The organism is Tritonibacter sp. AK171 (assembly GCF_030127025.1).
In the GTDB taxonomy this organism is placed as follows: Bacteria; Pseudomonadota; Alphaproteobacteria; order Rhodobacterales; family Rhodobacteraceae; genus Epibacterium; species Epibacterium mobile.
Genome location: NZ_CP126134.1, coordinates 2,336,601 through 2,361,961, shown reverse-complemented (window position 1 = coordinate 2,361,961; position 25,361 = coordinate 2,336,601). Strand labels below are relative to the sequence as shown.

Below are 25,361 nucleotides of genomic sequence, written 5' to 3'. Positions count from 1 at the left end.
GCAAAGCGCAAGATGCGCAATGGGTTGGCGGTGCAGGATTGGGGTCAGCCCCCTTTAATAATCCCGTTTAAAGAACACCCCAAGCCCGGTTTCACCCTCACTGTCGGCCTTGCCTGTCACGGTGAGTGACTTGGTGAGGTCAAGGTTGATCGACAACTCGCTGTTGCCCTCTGCGGTCACATTCACATCGGTATAGATGTTATCTGCAAGATACCCACCCAGACCAAGCTGGCCAACGCCGAGGTTGTCGACGCCGATATCGACGTTGTCGGCGCCGGTGCTGTCGCGCAGCGCCTTATTCGCGCCGCCACCTCGACCACTCAATGTGAGCGCTGAGCTGGCCAGACGGGCCAGCGCCAGAGGCGAGATATCCTGGATGTTGTCACCAAACAGCAGCAGAGCCAGCGCTTCTTCGCTGGGGCGCGGTGGCTCTGATGTGACCTTGATCTGCGGGCTGTCAACCTGACCTGAGATCGACAGCGTTGCGGTGCCTTGTTCCGTATTGGCGCTGGATACAAACTCTAGATAGGGCTTCAGATCACCCAGCAAGGTGATGCGACCCTCATCAAGGTTCAATCGGCGTCCAAGAATATCAAAAGTACCCCGGATCAGGCCGATTTGCCCCGAAGGTGCCAGATTAGAGGTGGTCCCGCGCAGGGTGATCGCACCGCCCAATTCCGCGTTGAGGCCACGACCTCGGGCAAAAATCTTGTTTGGAGCATTGATCAACACGTCGAGGGCAATATTGCTGTTGCCTCCTGAACCACCTGACCCTGTTTCAATCAGGCCAGCGCGGGATCTGGTGGCGATTTGCGCGCGGGACTGGCCCTTATGGCGAATGGGCGGGATGGGAGCGGCCGAAACGGCACCACCAGCGGTGTTGAGGTTAAAGCTCGTCTCGCCCACATCAACACGGCCCGTGAGGCTGCTGTTTCCCGCAAGTGGTCCCGACAGGCGCAACTGTCCCCCAAGCGAGGTGTCATAGGAGAGGTTATCGGTCAGAACCACATCGGATAGTGAAATGCGCAAGTCGCCCGAATAGGGCGCGCTAAGAGATACGGGACCATTGACCTCCACGCGACCGCCATCGCGGGGGCGGGCAGAGAGCGTGAGAGAGGCGGAGCCGTTGTTCAGCGCGATGCGGGTAGAAATGCCATCAATGGCCTGTGCGGCCTGTGGCAGAACCAGTTGTGCATCGGATGTCGTCACTGTGCCGCTGAGTGAATTGAGCTGTGCCGGGCCGCGCAGGGCCAGATCAAACCGGGCAAGTCCTTTGATAAGATTGGGTTTCAAAAAGGCGTTGGCGCCTTCCAGACGCAGAGAACCTTTGGCGGTGATATCCGCAATCGACTGGGTCTCATCCCATGTGCCGGCAACGCGAGAGTCGATCCCAAGCGGACCGTCAGCGGTGCTCTCGATCGTCCACACCCCATCGGTGCGGCTGGCGTCCCCCTTGGCAGTGAGGACCCCGTCGAGCCCAGGTACAATTTGTTGCAGTTGCCGTACCACAGCGTCGTAATTCACGCGGGCAGAGCCGTCAGCCTCATCGAACTGGCCGTCCACCTTGGCAGAGGCACCCGCTGGGCCGGTGATTTCACCACCGCCCTTCCATTCTCCTGCGCGCCGGGTCGCAGAGATATCGGCTGAGGCTTGACCGGGTAGGGTGGGGGCATAGGCGCGTACATCCGCCACCTCAGCCTTTAGGTCGAGATCAACATCGCCAGAGCTTTCCACAAAAGCACCATCAAATCGCGCGATGGTTTCTCCGGGGGCGGTCACATCGCCTTCTGCCTGCCATTGCCCATCGCGTCGGGTTGCGGTCAGTTTTGCTGTCGCTTCGCCTCTGATTGAGGGGGCAAATTGTTCGACCCGTGCGATCAAAGTTGAAAGATCAAGATCGACGGCACCGTCTGCTTCGCTAAAGCCGCCTTTTATGCGTGCGCGTGCGCCGCCGGTTGCGCTCACATAGGCTTGGCCCGTCCATTGTGCCTCACGTCGGCTTGCGGTGCCTTCGGCAATCAGTGGCGCGCCGGCCAGTTGTGGCGCAAAGGCCTCTGGCGCGCCGACAAAAGCCTCAAAGCCAAAGTCAGCCGCCCCGGCGAGGGTAAAGCTGCCGTCTAGATCCATCGAAGTTTTGCGCGGCCCGCGCAATTCCACGGTGCCATCAAGACGGTCTCCGGTGCGGTCGAAATTCGCGGCCAGTGTCAGTGGACCGGGAAGTTCCGCCACAAAGCGCTCGAGTTTGGCGAGCTTGGCATCCAGACGCAGCGCGCCTTCGCCACTGTCCAGCGTCCCTTGCCCGTTGGCAGTTACTTCGGCGGTTTTTAAATCGAGCTGGTCAATGCGCAGCCCTGCTGTATCACGCGCGGCGACCAGCTTTAGCGTGCTATCGCCCACCAAAAGCGGGTCCACATCCGCGATGCCAGTGCCAAGATCCTGCCCGAGCAGTGACAGATCCACACCAAACGCCCCACTGAGCGGCTGGTAATGCCCGGTGACATCTGCGGTGGCAGCCCCCGACAGATCAAGCCCGGCAATGTCGGAAAAGCGGGTCAGGTTTTCCGCCTCAATCGCCAGTTCGGTTGCGATACGTACGTCGCCCTCGACGCCGTTAAATCTCAGTTCTCCACGTGCGGCATATGTATCGCCTTGCAGGTCGAGGTCACGGATCAGGAAATCCGCACCATCTTCGGTGGTTAGACGCGCACTTAGAGTCAGATCTCTGCCTGTTGCTGCCGCAAGGGCTGGATCTGCAAGAACAAATCCATTGAGACGGGCATCAAGCGCACCATCCAGCGCGAATCCTGCGCTTTGATCCAATTCGCCCGCAGCGCTGATGACAGCGCGTTTGATGCTCATGTCCGGGGTGCGCAGGCTGTCGAGTTCTGCGTTGATCGTCCAGTTTTCGCCTTCGGGCTTTTTCAAATCCATGGTGACGGCAGCAACGGTGGTGTCTGCGCCCGAAACCGGCAGGATCACAGCGGCTTGCCCCTGCGGTGGCGTGATGGCGGCCTTGAGGTTGGCGGTCTGCAAATTGCCACCCTCAAGCAACAGCGCCCCGGTCATTTGCAACGCACGAGTGCGCAGAACGAGATTGTCCAGCTCAACGCCACCGGAGGCCAAGGTGCGCCCTTTCACATTGGCGCGCAGGCCGGGGCCAAAGAAGGTGCGATAATCCGGTGGCAGGAGCGGGTCGATATTGCCGCCCAGATCAGCGGCGAATGCCAGTCCTGCCTCTGCGCCACCCGCCACATCCGCAAGCCCCGCGAGACTGACGGTGCCGGTGATCCGGTCGTTACCATTGGTGGCAAAGCCGATGTCTGCGGTGAAGTCGGCCAGTGGCCCTTCGCCCTTCACCGCCAGGCTCAGATCCGGACGGCCGGGAAGGTCCATGACGGTCGACAACAGCCCGCCAGATGCCTCGTTCAAGGCGAGATCCAGTGCCAGCTGCTCTGTCGAGTTTGCGAATGAGGCCTTCAGCGTCAATGCATCGCCGCGCCGGTCCAGCCGCGCGACGCGCAGGCTGGTATCCAATGCACCATCAGCGAGTGTCAGCGCGCCATTGACGGATAGGGCCGCTTCTTGCCCGGCAAGTTCCTCGCCCAGCAGGATTTCATTGGCTGCGATTTCACCAATTTCCAGCGCTACGGGTAATTCAGGCAGTGAAAAGGGCGTGGCTTCTGGTGTGGGCAAGTCTGGGTCAGCAGGCAGCGATTTGGGGCTGCGCTCGACGATGATACGATCCGCCTTGAGGTGGTTCACAGAGAAACGACCGCGCACCAATGCCAGACGATTCCAATCCAGTTCAGCCCCTTCCACTGTCAGCCAGACGCCATCCTCGTCGGACACTGTCAGTTTGGCGATCTTGGCTTGTGAGGAAAATGCGCCCTCCAGCCCCTGCACGCTAATGGCGCGGCTATCGCCGGAAAGCGTGTCCTCTAAGAACGAGACCAGAAGGCCACCGGACTCGGAGGCGTCCTGCGCCATCAGGGACACCGGTGTCAGCGCGGTACTGGCGGTCAGGCCGCCGATGACAATGAGGCTGCGGAACTTATGTTTCAAAACGCTTGTCCTATGCCAATGTAAAACTGCAAGCCGTCGTCGGTGTCGCCGGAGACGGGCATAGCAAGATCCAGCCGGATGGGGCCAATTCCGGTCACATCGTAGCGCAGGCCGATCCCGGCACCCGCATGATATTCGCTGTCGCCACTGATAAAGCTGTTCTGGTCTACAAAACCAACATCATAAAAACCCACCAGCGAAATGCTGTCAGTGATGCGCCCGCGTACCTCGCCGGAAAGGGCGAGGTAGGACCGCCCACCAGCAGTGCCACCGGGCGTGTCGATGCCAAGCGACTGATATTCTTGCCCCCGTACGGACCCGGCCCCGCCCGAAAAATAGAGGAAGGTTGGTGATACATCACTGGGGTCGGGACCAATAACGGATCCCAGTTGCACCCGCCCCGCGAGCACCACGCGATCAGAACTGCCAAGCGCCTTATAACCACGCGCGTCGATATTGATCTGCACACCCGGATCGCCACCGGAAATCCCGACAAAGGGGACGATTTCCCCGTCCAGATAATACCCGGAAGTCGGGTTGGTCTTGATGTCGCGCTTGTCTTTTTCGCCCCGCAGACGCGCAGCGAGGTATTTAAACTCGCGGTTATTGCCATAGGCGTCATCTGCTTTCACGTAGCGCACCCCCAGAGCGCCCTCGACGAAGGTTGTGTCTGAGACCGTGCGCCGCACCCCGATGGCTGCGGTTGCGCTGCGGGCGGAATAATGCTCCTCACGCAGTTGTTCGAGTGCGCCGACATAAAACAGGGTTCGGTCTGTCCCAAGAGCGGCGGGGCGATCAAGGCGGGCGGTGATACTGCTGTCGATGTCGCTGGTGCCAATACCGCTGACCGACAGATCGATTTTCAAACGTTCCGCAGCCCCAAACAGGTTTCGGTGCATCCAACTGGTGCTCAGTTCCATTGCCTCCGACGAGGAAATCTCCACCCCAAAGGTGAAACGACGTTTGGGCAGATCTTCTACTTCGGCGATGAAATCGAGCGACCCATCTGGGTTCGGGGTTTCGGCCTGTCGGAGTGCAACGGTTGAAAACGCTCCGGTGCGACGCAGGCGATTGGCCGCTTTGGCAACGAGGTCAGGGTGATACGTGTGCCCGGTTGCAAAACCTGCAATGCGCTGCATGGCCTCACGTCGCACGTCAGACTCGCCTTTTATCCTGAGCTTGCCCAAGCGCAGTTGCGGTCCCGGTGCGATCCGGAGTTCTGCGTCCAGCCGACGTTTGACGGCATCTGCAGTGATCGACTGGCTGGCGAGTTCAGCCTTGGCGTGGCCCGCACGATCCCATGCGCTCAGGCCTGCGGTGGCGGCTTCCTGAATAGCGCCGGTACTGGCCGGTTGTCCGGGTGCAAAATTTTCAGGCAAGGTGGCCGTACGGCCCGTCGGCAAAGGAGCAACCTCCGCACGGCCAAACACAAATTCAGGCCCCGGATCGACGGTGATGGCGATATTTTTGATGACCTTGGGCGGGTTGAGCAAGTTGATCGCTGCGGCCTCGCGACCATCAATTCGGATGTTCACCACCGGTGCAAAATACCCGGCATCATAGAGCACCTGCACCAACGTGCGATAATCAGACAGAGAAGCGGCGATGACTTCTTGAATTTCCGAGTTGCTACCAAGTCCCAGTGCTGCGCTGGACGCACGCAACCGGTCGGTGAGGTCCTCAGTCGCTTTGGGTGCGGTGAGATTTGCCTCAAGCGCGACCAACGGGGTCGTATGCAATGCTGCGCTAAAGCCGATTGCCAGTGAAAGAGGACGCAGGGCGCGACACAGGGTCAATGCGGTCCGGCGCGAATGGCGAAAGCTGATCATGAAGTCTCCGGCAGCGGGCAATCGTATGAACTGTTGGGCCGCGGTTGGCTAAAACCGGCGCACGGCATATGCGTTTGACGCTACACGCTTGACCTGCGCCGTAAAACCTCCGCCCGCAGAATGGTTCTACGTGAGGTTGAGATGTGGGCCTGTGGTGGCGGAAATTTGCCGATTACGCGCCTGAGTGCATGGCGCGCGCCACATCTAGCATACGGGCCGAAAAACCCCACTCGTTGTCGTACCAGCCAAAAATCCGCAATTGTTGCCCACCGACCATGCGGGCCTCTGGTGCGGCGATGATCAGCGACTCTGGACGCGCGCGCAGATCAGATGAGACCAGAGGTTGTTCGGTCCAGCCGAGAATGGGGGAATGCGCGGCGGCGTCTTTGAGCGCAGCCAGCAAGCGCGCCTCTTCCCACTCACTCCGAAGGGAGGCCACCAGATCCACCGCAGAGACACTGGCGGTGGGAACCCGCACAGCCGCGCCCGAAATGCGCCCGGCAAGATGGGGCAGGACAACATCGATCAGATGCATGGCAGAGGTTGTGGTGGGCACCATGGACTGCGCGCCACCACGCGATCTGGCGAAATCACCGCGCGGGGTGTCCACCATGGGTTGGGAGTTGGTATAGCAATGGATCGTCGTCATGTGACCGGTTTCGATCCCCGCGACCTCATCGACCAGTTGCACAAGACCGGCCACCGCATTGGTGGTGCAGGACGCATTCGATACGATCTGAGCACCGGCGAGCGCATCATCATTCACACCATAGACCACAGTGACCTCTGCCGCAGGGGAAGGCCCTGAAATCAGGACTTTGCTCGCTCCGGCCGTCAGGCCACGTTCTGCCAGATCCGTGGTGCGCGCGATGCCAGTACATTCCATCAGGAGATCAACGCCAGAGAGATCCAGATTGGTCACATTGGCTTGCTGATGGAGCGGGATACGCTTGCCGTCAACACAGAGCACACCGTCTTCCAGCGAGACTTCGCCGGGGTAGGGGCCAAATGTACTGTCGTATTGAAACAGATAGGCGCACATCTCAGGATCGGTGATGTCGTTGATGCAAGCCACCTCAATCCCGGAGCCACGTGGGCTGGTCAGGATCTGACGTAAGATCGTGCGGCCAATACGGCCGAATCCGTTGATCGCTATCTTCATGCGCAAAGCTATGGCAGCGCTTTTTGCGTCCGGCAATCCACCCGCACAATAATGCTTGTCGCTTGATACAATTGCCTTGGTGGCAAAATAGGTAACCATTTGCGACAGGATGGGGACCGATTCCGTCTTGCGTCAGATGCGGCCCACTGGTAGCGTCCGCCGCAGTACATGGGAGAACCGATCCAAGGCGTCACAGGCCGAGGAATTCGGTGCCGAAGGAGCAACCGCCCCGGAAACTCTCAGGCCAAAAGGACCGTGTGCGCGTAACTACTCTGGAGAGGGCCCGGCCAGACCGGGACGCCGAAGGGATAACGATCTCAGGCGAAGGGACAGAGGGGGCATCAAAGCGTGCAGGCGGAGCCTGCGCAAAACCTTGGATGCCGGATGCCAAACGACGCGTTGACATGTTGTGATTTGACCGCACCGGCCGCAGACGCGGAAGGCAGGCAGAAATGTCGGATCTGAAGACCACCCCCCTTACTGAATTGCACGAAAGCCTCGGGGCCAAGATGGTGCCCTTTGCAGGCTATTCCATGCCCGTGCAATATCCGCTGGGGATCATGAAGGAACACACTCACACGCGCGAGAAGGCCGGGCTTTTTGATGTCAGCCACATGGGGCAGGTGATCCTGCGCGGTGAGAGCTATGAGGCCGTCGCAAACGCTTTTGAAAAACTGGTGCCGATGGATGTGCTGGGGCTTTCTGAGGGCCGTCAGCGCTATGGCCTGTTCACCAACGACGCGGGGGGTATCGAGGATGACCTGATGTTTGCCAACCGTGGCGACCATCTGTTTGTCGTTGTGAACGCCGCCTGCAAAGACGCCGACATCGCCCGTATGAAAGCCGCACTCGAACCTGAAATCAGCGTCGAGCCGGTCACCGACCGCGCACTTGTGGCCCTGCAAGGCCCGGCTGCCGAGGCGGCGCTGGAGGCGCTGGTGCCGGGTGTGGCGGCGATGAAATTCATGGATGTAGCGACATTTGACTATGCGGGTGCCGAGCTGTGGATTTCGCGGTCCGGCTACACCGGTGAAGACGGATATGAAATCTCCGTACCCGAGGCAGTGGCGGCGCAGTTTGCCAGCGCGCTGCTGGAACAGCCCGACGTTGAGGCCATCGGCCTTGGTGCGCGGGACTCGCTGCGGCTTGAGGGCGGTCTTTGCCTCTATGGTCACGACATCGACACCGAAACGCGCCCGTTTGAGGCCGCGCTGGGCTGGGCCATCCAGAAGGTGCGTCGCCCGGATGGCGACCGCGCGGGCGGCTTTCCCGGTGCGGATGCGGTCTTTGCCGATCTCGGCGGGAATGCTCCGCGCAAGCGTGTGGGCCTGAAGCCCGAAGGTCGCGCGCCGATGCGCGAAGGCGTTGTGCTTTATGCCGCTGCCGAAGGTGGCGCGCCGATCGGCACCATTACCTCCGGTGGCTTTGGTCCAACCGTGGGCGGCCCTGTCGCTATGGGCTATGTCACGGCAGAGCACGCAGCCCTAGAGACCCAGATATTCGGTGAGCTGCGCGGCAAGCGCGTGCCGGTCACCGTCGCAAAACTGCCCTTTGTGGCAGCCAACTTTAAACGCTGAATACCCGTCCCCGAAAAGAACGGCCAACACAGGAAGAGAACCCATGAAATATACCGAAGAACACGAATGGCTGCAGGTCGAAGGCGAGATCGTGACCGTTGGCATCACCGCGCACGCGGCAGAGCAACTGGGCGATGTGGTCTTTGTTGAACTGCCCGAAGTCGGCAGCGAAGTCTCCAAGGACGATGAGATCGTGGTGATCGAATCCGTCAAAGCGGCTTCCGACATTCTTGCGCCTCTGGACGGTGAAGTTGTCGAAGTGAACGAGGCCATCGTGGACGAACCCTCCAAGGTCAATGACGACCCGGAAGGCGAGGCGTGGTTCTTCAAGCTCAAGGTTTCCGACATGTCGCCGATGGACGACTACATGGATGAGGCCGGCTACAAAGACTTCATCGGCTGATGTTTCTGGGCCCGTCGCCATCCGGTGCGGGCCCGTCTTTTACCTGCGAGGGCATCACCGGGCACGCCCGACCTGTTGTTGCATGCCTTTGATCCCGAGATCTGACAGACCCTGAAGGAGGCAAAAGATGCCTTTCGAACCGACAGATTACCTTCCTTATGATTTTGCCAACCGGCGCCATATCGGCCCCTCGCCCGAGGAAATGGCCGAGATGCTCAAGGTGGTTGGTGCCGACAGCCTTGATGCGCTGATCGACGAGACCGTGCCGAAATCCATCCGCCAGAAAGCGGCGCTGGACTTTGGTCGCCCGATGTCCGAGCGCGAGTTGCTGTTTCACATGCGTGAGGTCGCAGGCAAGAACAAGATGATGACCTCGCTGATCGGTCAGGGCTACCACGGCACCGTGACCCCGCCCGCGATCCAGCGCAACATTTTGGAAAATCCCGCGTGGTACACGGCCTATACGCCCTACCAGCCCGAGATCTCGCAGGGTCGCCTGGAGGCGCTGTTGAACTTCCAGACGATGATTTCGGATCTCACCGGTCTGGAGATTGCCAACGCATCGCTGCTGGACGAGGCCACCGCCTGCGCCGAAGCGATGACCATGGCGGAGCGCGTGTCGAAGTCGAAGGCAAAGGCCTTCTTTGTGGACCGCGATTGCCACCCGCAGAACATCGCAGTGGTGAAAACCCGCGCCGAACCGCTGGGGATCGAGGTCATTGTCGGCAACCCCGACAAGATGGACCCCGAGGCGGTCTTTGGTGCGCTGTTCCAGTATCCGGGCACCTATGGCCATGTGCGTGACTTCACCGATCACATCGCCAAGCTGCATGAGCACAAGGGTATCGCCGTTGTTTCGGCTGACCCGATGTCGCTGACCCTGTTGAAAGAGCCGGGCGCGATGGGGGCGGATATTGCAGTTGGCTCCACCCAGCGTTTTGGCGTGCCGGTGGGCGCAGGTGGTCCGCATGCGGCCTATATGGCGACCAAGGACGCCTACAAGCGCAACATGCCGGGCCGCATCGTCGGCGTGTCTGTCGACGCACATGGCAACAAAGCCTATCGCCTGTCGCTTCAGACCCGCGAACAGCACATCCGCCGCGAAAAGGCGACCTCCAACGTCTGCACCGCGCAGGCGCTGCTGGCGGTGATGGCGTCGATGTATGCAGTTTTCCACGGCCCCAAAGGGTTGCAGGCGATCGCGCAGCGCATTCACCGCAAGGCCGTGCGTCTGGCCAAAGGTCTTGAAGAGGCCGGCTTCAAGGTCGACCCGCAGGCGTTCTTTGACACCATCACCGTGGATGTCGGCCCGTTGCAGGCAGCGGTGATGAAATCCGCCGTTGATGAGGGCATCAACCTGCGTCGCGTGGGTGAAACCCGTGTGGGGATCTCTGTCGATGAGACCACGCGCCCCGAGACCATCGAGGCGGTCTGGCGCGCCTTCGGTATCGTGCGTGCGGATGATGATTTCAGCCCCCAGTACCGGGTGCCTGAGAACATGCACCGCAAGTCAGAATACCTGACGCACCCGATCTTCCACATGAACCGGGCCGAGACCGAAATGATGCGCTATATGCGTCGCCTCGCGGACCGCGATCTGGCGCTGGACCGTGCAATGATCCCGCTTGGCTCCTGCACCATGAAGCTGAACGCGGCGGCGGAAATGATGCCGCTCAGCTGGCCGGAGTTTTCGACCATCCATCCCTTTGCGCCTGCGGATCAGCAGGAAGGTTATGGGGAGTTGGTCACGGATCTGTCCTCCAAACTCTGCGATATCACCGGCTATGATGCGATCTCCATGCAGCCGAACTCCGGCGCGCAGGGGGAATATGCGGGTCTGCTGACCATCGCCGCCTACCACAAGGCGCGCGGTGAGGGGCATCGCAACATCTGTCTGATCCCGATGAGCGCCCATGGCACCAACCCGGCGTCGGCGCAGATGGTGGGCTGGAAAGTGGTTCCGGTAAAGTCCGACGAGAAGGGCGATATCGACCTTGAGGACTTCCGCGCCAAGGCGGAAAAACACGCCGAGCACCTTGCAGGCTGCATGATCACCTATCCCTCGACCCATGGTGTGTTTGAGGAAACGGTGCATGAGGTTTGCAAGATCACCCATGACTCCGGCGGTCAGGTCTATATCGACGGTGCCAATATGAACGCCATGGTGGGCCTCAGCCGTCCGGGCGATCTGGGCGGTGACGTGAGCCACCTGAACCTGCACAAGACCTTTGCCATCCCGCACGGCGGCGGCGGCCCCGGCATGGGACCGATCGGGGTGAAATCGCATCTGATTGAGCATCTGCCGGGTCATCCGGAAACCGGCGGCGTTGAGGGGCCGGTTTCGGCGGCACCTCTGGGGTCGGCCTCAATCCTGACCATCTCCTGGGCCTACTGCCTGATGATGGGCGGCGCGGGTCTGACGCAGGCGACCAAGGTTGCGATCCTGTCGGCGAACTACCTCGCGAAGCGGCTCGAAGGGGCCTATGACGTCCTCTATAAGGGACCGACCGGCCGGGTTGCGCATGAGTGCATTCTGGACACCCGTCCCTTTGCCGACAGTGCGGATGTGACCGTTGACGATGTGGCCAAGCGCCTGATGGACAGCGGTTTCCATGCGCCGACCATGAGCTGGCCGGTTGCGGGCACGTTGATGGTGGAGCCGACGGAATCGGAAACCAAAGCCGAGCTGGACCGTTTCATTGAGGCGATGCTGTCGATCCGGGATGAGATCAAGGCCGTCGAAGCGGGCGAGATGCCGCGTGAGAACAACGCGCTGAAGAACGCCCCGCACACGATGGAAGATCTGGTGAAAGACTGGGATCGCCCCTATTCGCGCGAACAGGGCTGCTTCCCTCCGGGGGCCTTCCGCGTCGACAAATACTGGCCGCCGGTTAACCGCGTCGACAATGTCTACGGCGACCGCCATCTGGTGTGCACCTGCCCACCGATGGAGGACTACGCCGAAGCGGCAGAGTAACACCCTCACCACATAGCGGTCTGTGATCGCTCCCGCAAAGCCCTCCCCTCCCGGAGGGCTTTGTTCGTCTGCAGCCGCGCCATGCGTCCATCCTATGGGAGAGGTAAGCACGACCTTCGCAGCGATGAGCTATCCTCCTGCGCGTGCCGGAGACGACGCTATTTCAGTGACTGAGTTGAAAATTTTCTTAAAATGGAAAGAACATAATTTGTGCGACCGAAAGAAGATCCATGAACCCTGTCATCGCCGACCTTGGGGTCTACCGCATGTTGCGGGGCCATACGCAAGGTGTCGTTCCGTCGCATAAATCCCTGCGGGAGCAGAATGCCCCGCAGGAAGTCGGGGACGCTTTGACGACTGGTAAGTCAAAGGGACTGGCATTCGCCATCCAGCGTGAACAAGCGTTGAATCAGCAGGAAGTCGTCATACACCACCCTGACTTAAAACAGAAATCTGTTACAGTCATCGAACATGAAGATATAACATCGAGCTGCGCAGGCAGCATTGCGCAATCCCGGTATTTACAAAGTCTCATATCAGGTAGCGTTGAGGGGCCGATCCCGATGAGTGCCTTGATCGCGCGCCAGAACTATGAACGCGCTAAAAAGATACTGGCTCCGTAGTGATAGGCTATCTCCTGTATCTGGATGAAATACCTAAAAGCCTATTGATCGCGCCCGAAGCCACGTTTTCTCAGGTATAATTCCTTTGACCCCCAAATTGGGAAGTCTCGACCCGACACGCAGGTGGAAAGGAACTGAGATGATTACAGCAATGCGCCCCTATTCTGGCGTGCCCTCGAGCAATATCACGCCGGTTGTCTTTACCGTGACAGATACGGTGGCTCTGTCGTCGAATGGTAGCGGTGCCACGGGTGCTGAGTTTGCCAACAGTCGCTTGGGCAATTTCCTGAGCGATGACCCAGCGCCAAAAGATCGTGATCTGGACTCACTGTTCAGCAGCGATAGTCTTGCAGCCTACGACAGCGCATCTGCCGTGCCTTCGTCTGAGAATGCGATCCGAGCAGAAGGGCCCCTGCCACCGCTGCCAGACGCACTCGACCCGATCAGCCTGCCGCCGCTGGAAAATTTGCTGAACAGTCAGATGCGGCAGCAAGCTGCGGATGCGCAGGATAATGTCTTTCGTGGCATTTCCTCAGGCAGTTTTGCACAGGAAATGTACACCAACACTCAAGACGTCTTATCCCGGATTGCCGCCTGAACAGACTCTTGGTGACGCACCAAATGAAAACGCCCGGAGAAACATCTCCGGGCGTTTGTTCTTTTAGCTTGTGTTGCCTATCAGCTCGCTAGCGCGCTGTTGCAGCGGCCACAGGTGCCCGGATGGGCGTGCGTGCCCACATCTGGCAGGATCTTCCAGCATCGCTGGCACTTCTCGCCTTCGGCTTTTTCAAAGACAACTGAGACCCCTTCGATTTCCGGCAGGCGATAGGCTTCTGCCGGGCTTGGGTCATTGGTCAACTGCACGCCGGAGGTGATGCAGACATCGGCAAAGTTCACCGACTCCAGCGCCGCCAAGACATCCGCCTCGCGCACATGCACCACGGGCGCAGCCTCTAGCGACGCACCGATCACCTTATCTGTACGCTGAACCTCAAGGGCAGCGGTCACAACGCGACGCGCCTGACGCACCTTGGCCCATTTGGCAGCCAGAGGTTCGTTAATCCAGTCGCGCGGCGTGTCCGGCATATCCACCAGATGAACCGAGCTGTCCGCGCCGGGGAAGCGCTCCAGCCAGACCTCTTCCATCGTGAACACGAGGATCGGCGCGAGCCACGTGGTGAGGCGGTGGAACAGGATATCCAGCACCGTGCGTGCGGCGCGAGCGTTCAACGTGTCGCCATCGCAATAGAGCGCATCCTTGCGGATATCGAAGTAGAAGGCCGACAGATCGACGGTGGCAAAGTTAAAGATCGCTTGCCACACACCGTTGAAATCAAACGCTTTATAGCCAGCTTTCACGGTGTGATCGAGTTCGGCCAGGCGGTGCAGTACCCATTGCTCCAGCTCGGGCATGTCTGCAGGCTCTACCCGCTGATCTTCGCTGAAATCGCTGAGGCTACCCAGCATGTAGCGCATGGTGTTGCGCAGGCGGCGGTAGCTGTCGGCAGTGCCTTTCAGGATCTCCGCACCGATCCGCTGGTCGGCGGTGTAGTCGGTTTGGGCCACCCAGAGACGCAGGATGTCAGCGCCGTATTGCTTGACGATTTCCTCGGGCACGATGGTGTTGCCGAGGCTCTTGGACATTTTCATGCCCTTCTCATCCAGCGTGAAGCCATGCGTCACCACGTTGCGATAGGGCGCGCGACCTTTGGTGGCAGAGGCCTGCAACAACGAGGAATGGAACCAGCCGCGGTGCTGGTCGGTGCCTTCCATGTAGACGTCGGCAATCCCGTCCTCGGTGCCATCTTCGCGGTCGCGCAGGACAAAGGCATGGGTGGAGCCGGAATCGAACCACACGTCGAGCACGTCGAACACCTGCTCATAGTCATCCGGGTTCACGATCCCGTCGAGCACCTTGGCTTTGAAACCGTCCTCATACCAGACATCCGCGCCGTTTTCCTCAAACGCGGCGGTGATGCGGGCGTTTACCTCGGCATTGCGCAGAAGATAGTCCGCATCCGTAGGCAGTGCGCCCTTTTTGGTGAAGCATGTGAGTGGAACGCCCCATGCGCGCTGGCGTGACAGCACCCAGTCCGGGCGGTTCTCAATCATCGAATAGAGACGGTTGCGGCCGGTCTGCGGCGTCCATTTCACCAGCTCATCGATCGAGCGCAGCGCGCGTTCGCGGATGGTGTCGCCATAGTCGCCCATGCCGTCATCCAGCTTGCGGTCCACACCGGCAAACCACTGCGGGGTGTTGCGATAGATGATCGGCGCCTTGGAGCGCCAAGAGTGCGGATAGCTGTGCTTGATCTTGCCACGCGCCAGAAGCCCGCCAACTTCGACCAGCTTGTCGATGATCGCCTTGTTCGCGTCGCCTTCGCCACCCTTGCGGTTAAGGATATATTTGCCGCCAAAGAACGGCAGGTCGGCTCGGAAGCCGCCATCGTCCATCACGTTATAGGTGATGACCTGCTCCAGCATCCCGAGATCACGGTAGAGTTCGAATTCCTCCATGCCGTGGCTCGGCGCGCAATGAACAAAGCCGGTGCCTTCGGTGTCGGTCACAAAGTCGGCGGCGCGGAAGTCGCGGATGTCGTCCCATTCACCGTTGGAGCCTTCGGCCCCGGCGAGTGGGTGGGCGAGGCCAATGCCCGCAAGGTCATCGGCAGAGACGTCCGCCACACGCGTATACTGATCTTCTGAAAGGCGGGCGCGTTTGAACACATCTGCGGCCAGATTGTCGGCAAGCAGATATTTGTCGCCTACGTTGACCCAGCATTCCTCCGGCGTACCGGTCACCTCATAGAGACCGTACGCAATATCTGCGCCGTAAACGACGGCTTTGTTCGACGGCATCGTCCAAGGAGTCGTGGTCCAGATCACCACATGCGCGCCTGCCAGTTTGTGATCCGCAGGTTCAGCCACCTTAAACTTCACCCAGATGGTAAAGCTTTCCTTGTCGTGGTATTCGACCTCGGCTTCGGCCAGTGCTGTTTTTTCAACCGGCGACCACATCACGGGCTTGGAGCCCTGATAGAGCGTGCCGTTCATCAGGAACTTCATGAATTCCTCGGCGATCACCGCCTCGGCATGATAATCCATGGTGATGTAGGGATTTGGCCAGTTGCCGGTGATGCCCAGACGCTTGAACTCCTCGCGCTGGATGTCGATCCAGCCCTCGGCGAACTTGCGGCACTCCTGACGGAATTCGATGACCGGCACCGCATCCTTGTTCTTGCCCTTCTTGCGGTACTGCTCTTCGATTTTCCATTCGATCGGCAGACCGTGGCAATCCCAGCCCGGCACATAGCGGCTGTCAAAACCCATCATCTGATGCGAGCGGACGATCATGTCCTTGATGGTCTTGTTCAACGCATGGCCAATGTGCAGATGGCCGTTTGCATAGGGGGGGCCGTCGTGCAGGACGAAAGGCTGGCGGCCTTCCTTTTCGCGCAGACGATCATAAACGCCGATCTCCTCCCAGCGTTCCAGCCATGCGGGCTCGCGCTTGGGCAGGCCTGCGCGCATGGGGAAATCGGTTTTGGGAAGGTTCAGCGTGTCTTTGTATTCGGGCGTGGCTTCGGTTTTTTCGGCGCACATATCGGTGGCGTCCTTTTGCATCAACGGGTCGGTTTGGGGATATTCGGTTCGGTGCGATCACTCAAGCACCTTTGCCCGGCGTCTCGTCTACTCAGAGCGCCGGGTTTATAATTCGAATAATGATGGCCACACGTCGTGTTGCAGTCGGTGTCATGAGGGCGCTTATAGGGGCTTGCGGCGCAAGGGTAAAGTGCGTCTGCGGATCCAGTAGGGTGCGACGCTATGCGCCCCTTTTTGCAGGGCGATTTTATTATTACCTTGAGGGCGCTATCAGAGCGGAGCGGAGAGATTATGCAGGACGCGCATCCATTGGCTCGTTTCGACATTACGGCAGATGATATCCGGCGTGTCGTGCGTGTCTTTTACAGCGAGGTACGGCGTCATCCTGTCATCGGGCCAGTGTTCGCGGCGCATGTCTCCGATTGGCCGGAACATGAGGCAAAAATCGCCAATTTCTGGCGCAATGCTATTCTGCGCGAGCGGGTCTACGATGGGTTCCCGATGCGAGAGCATCTGGCCCGTCCAGATGTGAAGCCAGAGCATTTCCCCATTTGGCTCGGTTTGTTTCACAATGTGCTCAATCGTGAACTCAGCGCTGAGCAGGCCATGCAGTGGGGGCATCTGGCGGATCGTATAGGCGAAGGGTTTCGCACCGGCATTGAATCGATGCGCCAGCCAAAGGGAGAGCCACCCCGGCTGATCTGAATGTCTTGGATCGCGCGGAGGCGCATTCCATAAAGAAACCGCCGGAGGGGACCCTCAGGCGGTTTGATATAGCGAGCGGGCTGACGATGAAACGCGGGCTGGCTTGCTGTACTGATTTGAGCATGACTGGCGTGCTTGCGAGTGGGCTGGATATCTACCGGGCTGGCTGGCGAATGCTGGCGGGCGAGGGAGATGTCTGGCGAACTGGCTGGCTTGGCTGGCGTTTGCTCAAATCACTGGGCTGCCCTGCGATCAGGCAGCTTCGTTTTCAAAATGACCGCACCAGTCGTCTTTTTTGACAACGGGCCAGTACCCACGCTCTGCTGCTTCTGGTTGAAAGACCGGCGGGTTGAAGCGGCACAGACCGGCGTTTTCCAGCGTCTGTTCATTGTTGGCTTTGTGGTCTTCATAGAAGGCACAGCTGCTGCATGCGGAAGTAGTCATATCACTCTCCTTGGCTGAACGGCCCTAAGGGTAGGGCCGTGTTTGGCTCTGTAACTTAGATAGATTCTAAATTGAGGGAGTGCAATATATTTTTTGTTTATTTTCAAATAGTTGATAGATTTAGTCGGGTGTTGAAATGCGAGAGTTTTGCTCGGAAATCACTTAGCAAAGCCGCTGAGCGCTCGCTGAAGCACCTTTGCCAGCCGTGGTTTTTGCTGATTTTCAAAGGCCATGGGACGGCAAACTTCAATCGCTGCAATGCCAACCCGTGCGGTCAATGCACCGTTCACCAAACCTTCACCAAAGCGACGAGAGAGTTTGGAAAGCACGGACGCACCAAGGATGGGCTCTAGCAGGTCGTCGCCAATCGCAACCGCACCGGTTGCAACCAGATGAGAGAGCACTGCACGCGTGAGTCGCCATGAACTGAATAGGCCAGAACGCCCGCCGTAAATCTCAGCAATGCGCCGGATCATGCGCAGGCTCGAGACCAATGCGGTCAGCACATCGGCCAATGCTAACGGAACCAGTGCCGTGACGCCTGCTACTTGGCGGGCGGCGGCTTCGACTTCTGCAACCGCGCGTGCGTCCAGCGGACGCATCAGCTCTGCTTCGGCAAGGTCAACCAATGCATCCGCATCGAGGATCTCGTCTTCTCGCTCATTGAGGTTGCGCAGACCCCATTCCAGATCCGCGCGCCCGTTGTAAAACCGCTGTAATGCCGCGATCTGCGTTTGCGCCTCTTTCAAGGTGCCGCCACGCGCCGTGCGACACCCTTGTCGCAACCCCTCGACGCGGCGAACCCGACCAACCGCGGCCAGTTCTTTGGCACAAAAGGCCAGTGCCGCAAGGGCAAGCCCTGCAAATGCTGCCGTAAAGATAAGGCCGAGCACGGGCATCCGGTCGAGCAAGCTGTTGGCATAGTCCCACGCGGCCACCGTTGCGATGGTGGTGATCAGACCGGCGACCAGCCCCCAGATCCAACCGCCCCAGCCGGAGCGTTTGTTTTTGCCCAGTGCGGTGACCGAGGCTTGCACCGCTGTGGGTGCATCAAGATCCGGCACCGGTGGAGCCTCGCTGACATTCGGAGCCGTTTGATCGTCAGGTTCTACGTCAAATACAATGGGGTCGCGGCTCATGTAGCGGTCTCCATCTCTTGGGCGTGCCAATGGTACTCGATGTCCGGCAGGCCTTCGCTGTTGCGCTGACCATCTGTGCGTTTTTTCTCGACAAACCCTTCGCGCAGATAAAACCGCTGGGCTGCGAGATTGGCCTGAAAGGTCCAAAGTCTCAGTTTTGAGGTCTGTCGTTTCGCGTGGTCCAGCAATCGTTTGCCGATGCCGCAACCGGTGTGCTCTGGCGACAGATAAAGAGAACAAACCTCTGCCCCATCCTGAGCGCAAAACCCGAGGATCATGTCTGTTGAGCAATCTTCGGCCACAGTGACCCACCCGCGCGAGATCATACGGTCACAAAAGGCGATCGCCTCAACCCGCGAATGCTCCTTGGGCATCCATGGCGTTTCATGTTCAAAACGATAGAGGATTTCGCCGATCTTGCTGGCATCGAGCGGCGTTGCGGGGCGCAAAACGTAAGTCACAGGCGATCACCGATCAGAAATTCTGCGGCCCGATCCAGCCGAATGTGGGGCGGCCCGTCACCTGGCTTGAGCGTCAGCGGCTGCGGCGCAAAACGCATAGAGGCATAGCTGCCGTCGAGCCAGTTTTCCGCACCCTGCCGTGCAGGGGTCAGCAGGTGCCGGGGATCCTCTGGCAAGCGACCGGGATAGAGCGCAGCAGCTTTGCCGTTTTCAGCCAAGATCCCGCGCACGCAGGGTAGCTCTGTCCCGTCATGGGGGCGCATTTCCTCTGTTGTAGCACGCAATGCCGCGAGGGAGAGCGCCGCCGTCTCTGCGCCCGCAAATTGCGCGCGGTCGCGGGCTTCTGCAGTCAACGCTTCTATAATGGCGGTAAGTTGAGGGTGCTGAAGGTGGTGCAGGTGATCGGCCTTGGTGGCGGCGAAAAGGATCTTCTCCACCCGTTTGCCGCGCAGAAGTTGGCTGAGGAACCGGTTGGAACCGGGGCGAAAGGTGCTCAGGATATCCGTCATCGCCCGGCGCAGGTCTTCCATGGCGGGGGGGCCGGAATGCAACGCACCGAGGGCATCGACCAACACCACCTGCCGGTCGATGCGGGAAAAATGGTCGCGAAAGAAGGGGCGTACCACCTGGGCTTTATAGGCCTCGAACCGGCGGGCCATTTCGCGTGTGAGACTGCCCCGCGGGGCCTCGCTCGAAGGCAGCGGCGCGAATGTGAGCACGGGCGAGCCTGCTAGATCGCCGGGCAACAAAAACCGCCCCGGCGTGCAATCGTAATATCCGGCTTTGCGTGCGGACTGCAGATAGTCCGCAAAAGCGGCGGCCAACCCCTGCGCGACGGGTTCATCGTGGGCCTCAGCGGGGGAGGCCGCTTTAACAGCGGCTTTAAAGGCTTTGGCTTCTTCGCGGGTTTCAATCCGGCGCAGGACGTCGGCTGACCAACTCGCGTAATCCTTGTCCATCAACGACAAATCCAACAGCCACTCGCCGGGATAGTCGATAATGTCCAGATGCAGGATGCGTGGCCCTGTGACTCCGCCAAACAATCCGCTGGGCCGAATGCGTAGGCTCAGACGCAACTCGGACACTGCGCGCGTGCTGTCGGGCCAATGCGGCTCCGGCCCCGTGAGAGCGGCGAGGTGATTTTCAAAATCAAAGCGCGGAACAGTGTCATCCGGCTGCGGCTGTAAATAGGCGGCCTCGATGCGCCCATCCTGATGTGCCGAAAGCTGGGACATGCGCCCCCGGTTGATCAGGTTGGCGACCAGTGAGGTGATAAAGACGGTTTTACCTGCCCGCGCAAGGCCAGTGACACCCAGTCGCAATGACGGTGCGGCAAAGGGGCTGGCCAATGCCCCGCCCAATGTCTCTGCGCCCCGCAAAACTCCATCGGCCACATCTGCAGCCAATCCTGTAACGCCTGTTCCTCGCGACACTTTCTGCCCCCTGCCTGCCAATCGCTGTCTTGCCCGAGAAAGCGTTCGTCCCGAAATTTCTCGTCACAGCCTCAGGGACTGAACATAAGCATGCTGGGATGGGGTTGCCAGCCTCGCAGTGCAAGGTGGCGGCGCGGGGCTTGCCAGTTTTGCTTTGGCGGGGTACCTCGCGCCCATGCCGCGTATTGCTCTCAAAGTCGAATATCATGGAAAGCCTTTTGCCGGATGGCAGAGGCAAAAGGACCAGCCCTCCGTGCAGGGCGCGATTGAAGCTGCCTTGGCCAAGCTGGAGCCGGGCGAGCATACAATCGCTGCGGCGGGGCGTACGGATACAGGCGTTCACGGGTTAGGGCAGGTTGCCCATTGTGATCTGCAAAAGGACTGGGACCCGTTTCGTCTGAGTGAGGCGCTGAATTATCACCTGAAGCCCGATCCCATTGCGATTGTAGACGCTGCGCGGGTAGATGATGACTGGCACGCCCGGTTCAGCGCGATAGAGCGGCAGTATCTGTTTCGGATACTGATGCGCCGCGCGCCCGCGACCCATGATGCCGGACAGGTCTGGCAGATCAACCACAAACTGGACGTAGAAGCGATGCAGGCTGGCGCTGACATGCTGCTGGGCAATCATGATTTTACTACGTTCCGCTCCTCCATCTGTCAGGCGGCAAGCCCAGTGAAGACGCTGGATGAGTTGCGGGTAGAACAGGTGCAGGGCCTTTCTGGCCCAGAGGTGCATTTCCATGTGCGTGCGCGGAGTTTCCTGCACAATCAGGTGCGGAGTTTTGTCGGGACACTGGAGCGTGTTGGCGCGGGAGCATGGACGCCCGAAGATGTCCGCGATGCGCTTGTTGCCAAAGATCGGGCCGCTTGCGGTCCGGTCTGTCCGGGGCACGGCTTGTATTTGGCGCGGGTGGGGTATCCTGATCCGGTTTTTGCAGGCGATTTCACCTAAGGCTCAGGTGTTCTGCCCTGATGATCCATGGGGCTGAGGATATCAAATAACCGCCTTGGCCCCCGCATAGAGTCGGCTTGCCTCACGCTCAGACATTCGGTGCAGATTGCGGTGCGCCAAAAAGGCCTGCTGTGCAGTGTCATGCTCGCTCGCGATGGGTTTGGGGCCTGCTGGCCGGTCACTTGGTGCAGCCTCGCGCGGGAAGTGGGCACCGGCGGCGGATTCGCGAAGCTCCGCCATCGCACGCGCAAGTTGCTGCGTGGCCATGCTATTACCAAAGGCCCTGTAGCCATCGACAGCGGCTTGCTGGCGGGCGTTGACCGAAGAACTGTCTTCTTGCATCGACATGTTCGCACTCCTGCGCCAAAACTCGGAAACAAAACATACCCCATGACTTTCACGAGTTATGCTTAACAGCCGGTTTACCGAACCTGCATCCGGCGCTTTCGAGCGGAAAATATCAGTAAAAAGTCACGCCAATCGACACGTCGGCGTGCGATTTCGCGCTTCAGATCGGGGTTTGGTGGGGCTGGTCTCAGTCCCGCGAAGGGATGATTTGCTGGGCGATGCCAACAAACAGCAGATAGACCGATGTCACCAATAGCGCCCAATGGACCAGCTGACCGGGCGCAAATTGCACCCAAGCTGTCCAACCAGCCAGAGCTGTCCAAACCAACGCGATGGGCAGAGAGAGCGCGCGCCAGCGCTCCGTGCGAACGGGGTGGATGAACTTTAGGGGCAAGAACTGGGTGGCCGACAAAAGCGTGACCAGACCGAGGCTAACCCAGTGATTGGGCTCCAGCGCAAAAATCACCAAAACCAGCATGTTCCAGCAGCCGGGGAAGCCGGAAAAGGAGTTATCCTTCGTCTTCATGCGGGTGTCGGCAAAATACATTGCGCTGGTGAAGGTAATGACGATGATCGCCGCCCAGCCTGTCCAACCTGACATGAGATCGGATTTAAACAGCGCGAATGCGGGGATGAACACATATGTGAGATAGTCGATGATGAGGTCCAAAAGCACGCCGTCAAACTGCGGCGCATTACGCTTCACGTCGTAGTGTCGCGCAAGGGGGCCATCTACGCCATCGACGGCAAAGGCCACTACCAGCCAGAGATACATCAGATCCCATTTTGCATCGACCGCTGCAAGCATCGCCAGCATGGCAAATACAGCACCGGTTGCAGTCAGGAGGTGGACGGACAGGGCACGGAGTTCAATCGTCATTCGCCCGTGATGACGAATTTCGCCGTAACCCGCAACCCAGAAGCGCAGAGCAAGCCTTGCGTTTTGCTTCAATCGGCTCCCTCATACACGATCACGCAGAAACCTGTGCACTGTTGATCGGGTTACGCTTTGGGATGCGACCGCGCATAGACTTCCATCAAATGAGCCGTATCCACCGCGGTGTAAGCCTGCGTCGTGGAGAGCGATGCGTGGCCGAGTAATTCCTGAATCGCACGAAGATCGCCCCCGGCCTCAAGAAGATGAGTCGCGAAACTGTGCCGCATGGCATGAGGGGTCGCGGTTGCGGGTAAGCCCAGTTGCCTGCGGGCATCGGCGACCACGCCTTGGATCATACGTGCATGCAGCCCGCCACCGCGCACGCCACGAAACAAGGGCAAGCTGGCCTCTTGCGGGTGCGGACAGATTTTCAGATAGCGATTCACGGCTTGTTGTGCAGCGGGCAGCACCGGTACGATCCGCTCTTTGCCGCCTTTGCCCTTTATCCTGAGGGTTGCGGGGAGGGGGGCGTCTTTGCCAAGCAGGCCAAGCGCCTCGGATATACGCAGACCACAACCATACAACAGAGTAACAACCGCCACATCACGCGCGGCGACCCAATCCTGTTGGGATTGTAGCTCAACCGTATCAATCATCGCCCGTGCGGCGTCTTTATCAAGCGGGCGTGGCAGTTTCTTCTGAAACTTTGGCGAACGCGTGGACAGAACTGCCGTGGGTTCAAACCCCTCGCGCTTGGCCAGCCAACCGTAGAACTTTTTCACTGCAGAGAGTTTGCGAGCAAGAGAACGCGCGCCTGTGCCCGCATTGCGGGACGAAGCCATCCATGCGCGCATATCTGCTGTGGTAATCTGGCTCAGGGCACCAAGTCCCTGCGGGCCACCAAAATGGAGGCTCATGAACGCGAGGAAATCTACCACGTCGCCGCGATAGGCGGTGCGGGTGTTGTCGGCTGCTCCCTCCAGCGCGCCGAGACCGTCGAGCCAGATCTGCAGCGCATCGCGCGCCGCAGGAGAAATCAATGTGGGATCACCCGTGCTCAAGACAGCCAGCGGCGCATGCAGCGCTCAAATACCCCGCCAAAAAAGGTCAGCAGGTCGGTGCCATGTTGCGGGGTGAACTGATGTGGATCTTCTGCGCCGAACACCAAAAGGCCGGGCAGGCGACCAGCACCAAGATCAAGGCGCAGACAAGCCTCAGAACGCAGATCGGGGGCGCGGTCGCCGTAGATGCGCGTAGGTCCTGCCTGAATCTGGCGCAGAGTCACGCAGCGATCGCCGCCATAGGTGCGGCCTTGTGACAGGTAGGACTCTACGAATCCGGCTTCGGTGAACTTTAAGATGTCACCAACGCGTTCGACTGCCGCTCCCGCCTCTTCTTGCGTGGTTTCCAGAATCAGCGCCAGCGCATCGACGCGCAGGATATCACGCAGATCACCGCGCAAAATCTCCATAAAACTCGCAAAGCTCTCAGGGTCCAGCAGCCGGAGCACAGCGCGATGGATCTGGTTGGTTCCAGCGAGGTTCTCATAGGCCGCAGCAATCACCGACCGGTGCGTGTCTTCAAGCCGATCAAGCCGGGTTTCCAGCCGCTCCATCGCAATGCCGCGCAGATCAACGATGTTGGAACCCATCGCGCGCTCATTCGCGGCCACCAGCGCGCGCATCACGTTGGGGTCGTCCAGCACCATATCGGGCTTTTCAATGATTTTTTGGCGCAGGCTGTCATCCAGCCCAACGGTCATACTGCTCATCGTCTCGTCTCAACCTCTGATCGGGTTTTGTTTACTATAACATGTGGGTTGCGCCCGCGCGCGCGAAAAATTGCAAAAATAGTTCTCGGTACAGGGGAGAATGTTGAGCTCGGCGATAACATGCTGATTGTAAATGAAAATGGCGCCCCCAAAGGAGCGCCACCAAACTAATTTGCACTGAATTCAGAGATCAGAGGATCTTGATGCCAGCGGCTTCGATGTCGGCGAGGAAGGCCGAGAGACCCTTGTCGGTCAGCGGATGGTTCACCATCGACTTAATCACAGCGGGTGGGGCGGTGATCACATCCGCACCGATACGGGCACTGTCGAGGATGTGGTTCACAGTCCGGATCGAGGCCGCGAGGATCTCTGTCTGGAAGCCGTAATTGTCGTAGACGGTGCGGATATCTTCGATCAGCTCCATGCCGTCGATGTTGATATCGTCCAGACGACCGATGAAGGGCGAAATGAAAGTCGCGCCCGCTTTGGCGGCCAGGAGCGCCTGATTGGCAGAGAAGCACAGGGTCACATTGACCTTGTGGCCATCGTCGGTCAGGGTCTTACAGGCCTTGAGGCCGTCCCAAGTCAGCGGCACTTTGACGGTGATGTTTTCCGCGATCTCAAGGAGCTTGCGCCCCTCAGCGATCATTGTCTCTGCGTCGGTCGCGGTGACCTCGGCGGACACCGGGCCGTCTACCAGATCACAGATTTCCTTCGTGACTTCGATAATGTCACGGCCGGATTTCTTGATCAGGGAGGGGTTGGTGGTGACGCCGTCGACCATGCCAAGATCGTTCAGCTCGGCAATGGCATCGATTTCGGCGGTGTCTACGAAGAATTTCATGGGCTTTGGTCCTCTGGATGGCTTGGCCTCGGTGCGCCTTGGCTTTACCTGATAGGAGGTCCGGCGGAAAGTGCGAAAGACCAAGAGGCAGGGCAGGGCGCGTCCGCGCGCATGTTAGCGTAAACAGTTCCGCGCGCCTACCGTCTGG

General features: G+C 59.4%; 20 protein-coding genes and 1 riboswitch. Of the genes, 7 read left to right on the top strand and 13 right to left on the bottom strand.

Annotated elements, in window-relative coordinates; all coding sequences use genetic code 11:
* Positions 1-54: 54 nt before the first annotated feature.
* The 3 genes from QNI81_RS11050 to QNI81_RS11040 all read right to left on the bottom strand — a co-directional run bounded on the left by QNI81_RS11050 (position 55) and on the right by QNI81_RS11040 (position 7,053).
* Positions 55-4,062, bottom strand: coding sequence for a translocation/assembly module TamB domain-containing protein (locus tag QNI81_RS11050; RefSeq protein WP_283966524.1), 4,008 nt, complete (start codon positions 4,060-4,062; stop codon positions 55-57).
* Positions 4,059-5,891 carry an autotransporter assembly complex protein TamA gene (locus QNI81_RS11045; protein ID WP_283966523.1) on the bottom strand — a complete coding sequence of 611 codons (1,833 nt, stop codon included), beginning with the start codon at positions 5,889-5,891 and terminating at the stop codon, positions 4,059-4,061. Before QNI81_RS11045 ends, QNI81_RS11050 begins: the two co-directional genes overlap by 4 nt.
* A 172-nt stretch (positions 5,892-6,063) precedes the next feature.
* Positions 6,064-7,053, bottom strand: a complete 990-nt coding sequence (locus QNI81_RS11040; protein ID WP_283966522.1) for a type I glyceraldehyde-3-phosphate dehydrogenase — start codon at positions 7,051-7,053, stop codon at positions 6,064-6,066.
* Between the two features lie 159 nt (positions 7,054-7,212).
* Positions 7,213-7,319: riboswitch (glycine riboswitch) on the top strand.
* A gap of 186 nt (positions 7,320-7,505) precedes the next feature.
* Here QNI81_RS11040 and gcvT point away from each other — a divergent pair.
* The 5 genes from gcvT (at position 7,506) to QNI81_RS11015 (ending at position 13,231) form a co-directional block, all read left to right on the top strand.
* On the top strand, positions 7,506-8,630 hold the full coding sequence (gene gcvT / locus QNI81_RS11035; RefSeq protein ID WP_283966521.1) for a glycine cleavage system aminomethyltransferase GcvT: 1,125 nt from the start codon (positions 7,506-7,508) through the stop codon (positions 8,628-8,630).
* 43 nt (positions 8,631-8,673) lie between these two features.
* Positions 8,674-9,033, top strand: coding sequence for a glycine cleavage system protein GcvH (gcvH, locus tag QNI81_RS11030; RefSeq protein ID WP_110362483.1), 360 nt, complete (start codon positions 8,674-8,676; stop codon positions 9,031-9,033).
* A 127-nt stretch (positions 9,034-9,160) separates the two neighbouring features.
* On the top strand, positions 9,161-12,010 hold the full coding sequence (gene gcvP / locus QNI81_RS11025; RefSeq protein WP_283966520.1) for an aminomethyl-transferring glycine dehydrogenase: 2,850 nt from the start codon (positions 9,161-9,163) through the stop codon (positions 12,008-12,010).
* Positions 12,011-12,240: 230 nt separating this feature from the next.
* Complete coding sequence (locus QNI81_RS11020; protein ID WP_283966519.1) at positions 12,241-12,633, top strand: hypothetical protein; 393 nt, start codon at positions 12,241-12,243, stop codon at positions 12,631-12,633.
* Positions 12,634-12,772: 139 nt separating this feature from the next.
* Positions 12,773-13,231: a hypothetical protein gene (locus tag QNI81_RS11015; RefSeq protein WP_009177519.1), complete on the top strand. Its 459-nt coding sequence runs from the start codon at positions 12,773-12,775 to the stop codon at positions 13,229-13,231.
* An 80-nt stretch (positions 13,232-13,311) separates the two neighbouring features.
* On the opposite strand, the gene ileS is transcribed toward QNI81_RS11015, so the two are convergent.
* The gene (ileS, locus tag QNI81_RS11010) at positions 13,312-16,236 is read right to left on the bottom strand and encodes an isoleucine--tRNA ligase (RefSeq protein ID WP_283966518.1); all 2,925 of its coding nucleotides are present in this window, start codon (positions 16,234-16,236) and stop codon (positions 13,312-13,314) included.
* A 291-nt stretch (positions 16,237-16,527) separates the two neighbouring features.
* Here ileS and QNI81_RS11005 point away from each other — a divergent pair, with 291 nt between their 5' ends.
* On the top strand, positions 16,528-16,941 hold the full coding sequence (locus QNI81_RS11005) for a group III truncated hemoglobin (protein WP_065333866.1): 414 nt from the start codon (positions 16,528-16,530) through the stop codon (positions 16,939-16,941).
* Positions 16,942-17,193: 252 nt separating this feature from the next.
* On the opposite strand, the gene QNI81_RS11000 is transcribed toward QNI81_RS11005, so the two are convergent.
* From QNI81_RS11000 to QNI81_RS10985, 4 genes are all read right to left on the bottom strand, one after another.
* Positions 17,194-17,385, bottom strand: coding sequence for a hypothetical protein (locus QNI81_RS11000; protein WP_005609522.1), 192 nt, complete (start codon positions 17,383-17,385; stop codon positions 17,194-17,196).
* A 158-nt stretch (positions 17,386-17,543) separates the two neighbouring features.
* Positions 17,544-18,524, bottom strand: a complete 981-nt coding sequence (locus QNI81_RS10995) for a YcjF family protein (protein WP_283966517.1) — start codon at positions 18,522-18,524, stop codon at positions 17,544-17,546.
* Complete coding sequence (locus tag QNI81_RS10990; RefSeq protein ID WP_283966516.1) at positions 18,521-18,985, bottom strand: GNAT family N-acetyltransferase; 465 nt, start codon at positions 18,983-18,985, stop codon at positions 18,521-18,523. The genes QNI81_RS10995 and QNI81_RS10990 overlap by 4 nt, the downstream gene beginning before the upstream one ends.
* A complete protein-coding gene (locus tag QNI81_RS10985) occupies positions 18,982-20,418 on the bottom strand; it encodes a YcjX family GTP-binding protein (RefSeq protein ID WP_283966515.1) in 1,437 nt (478 codons plus the stop codon). Before QNI81_RS10985 ends, QNI81_RS10990 begins: the two co-directional genes overlap by 4 nt.
* A 175-nt stretch (positions 20,419-20,593) precedes the next feature.
* Between QNI81_RS10985 and truA the strand changes: the two genes are divergently transcribed.
* Complete coding sequence (gene truA, locus QNI81_RS10980; protein WP_126137554.1) at positions 20,594-21,373, top strand: tRNA pseudouridine(38-40) synthase TruA; 780 nt, start codon at positions 20,594-20,596, stop codon at positions 21,371-21,373.
* Positions 21,374-21,415: 42 nt separating this feature from the next.
* On the opposite strand, the gene QNI81_RS10975 is transcribed toward truA, so the two are convergent.
* The 5 genes from QNI81_RS10975 to fsa all read right to left on the bottom strand — a co-directional run bounded on the left by QNI81_RS10975 (position 21,416) and on the right by fsa (position 25,213).
* Complete coding sequence (locus QNI81_RS10975) at positions 21,416-21,721, bottom strand: hypothetical protein (protein WP_283966514.1); 306 nt, start codon at positions 21,719-21,721, stop codon at positions 21,416-21,418.
* Between the two features lie 187 nt (positions 21,722-21,908).
* Positions 21,909-22,601, bottom strand: a complete 693-nt coding sequence (locus tag QNI81_RS10970) for a CDP-alcohol phosphatidyltransferase family protein (RefSeq protein WP_065324282.1) — start codon at positions 22,599-22,601, stop codon at positions 21,909-21,911.
* Positions 22,602-22,723: 122 nt separating this feature from the next.
* Entirely contained in the window at positions 22,724-23,659 is a 936-nt protein-coding gene (locus QNI81_RS10965; RefSeq protein ID WP_283966513.1) for a tyrosine recombinase XerC, read from the bottom strand.
* On the bottom strand, positions 23,656-24,369 hold the full coding sequence (locus QNI81_RS10960) for a DUF484 family protein (RefSeq protein ID WP_065328706.1): 714 nt from the start codon (positions 24,367-24,369) through the stop codon (positions 23,656-23,658). The genes QNI81_RS10965 and QNI81_RS10960 overlap by 4 nt, the downstream gene beginning before the upstream one ends.
* Before the next feature lie 190 nt (positions 24,370-24,559).
* On the bottom strand, positions 24,560-25,213 hold the full coding sequence (gene fsa / locus QNI81_RS10955; RefSeq protein WP_065328707.1) for a fructose-6-phosphate aldolase: 654 nt from the start codon (positions 25,211-25,213) through the stop codon (positions 24,560-24,562).
* Positions 25,214-25,361 lie beyond the last annotated feature (148 nt).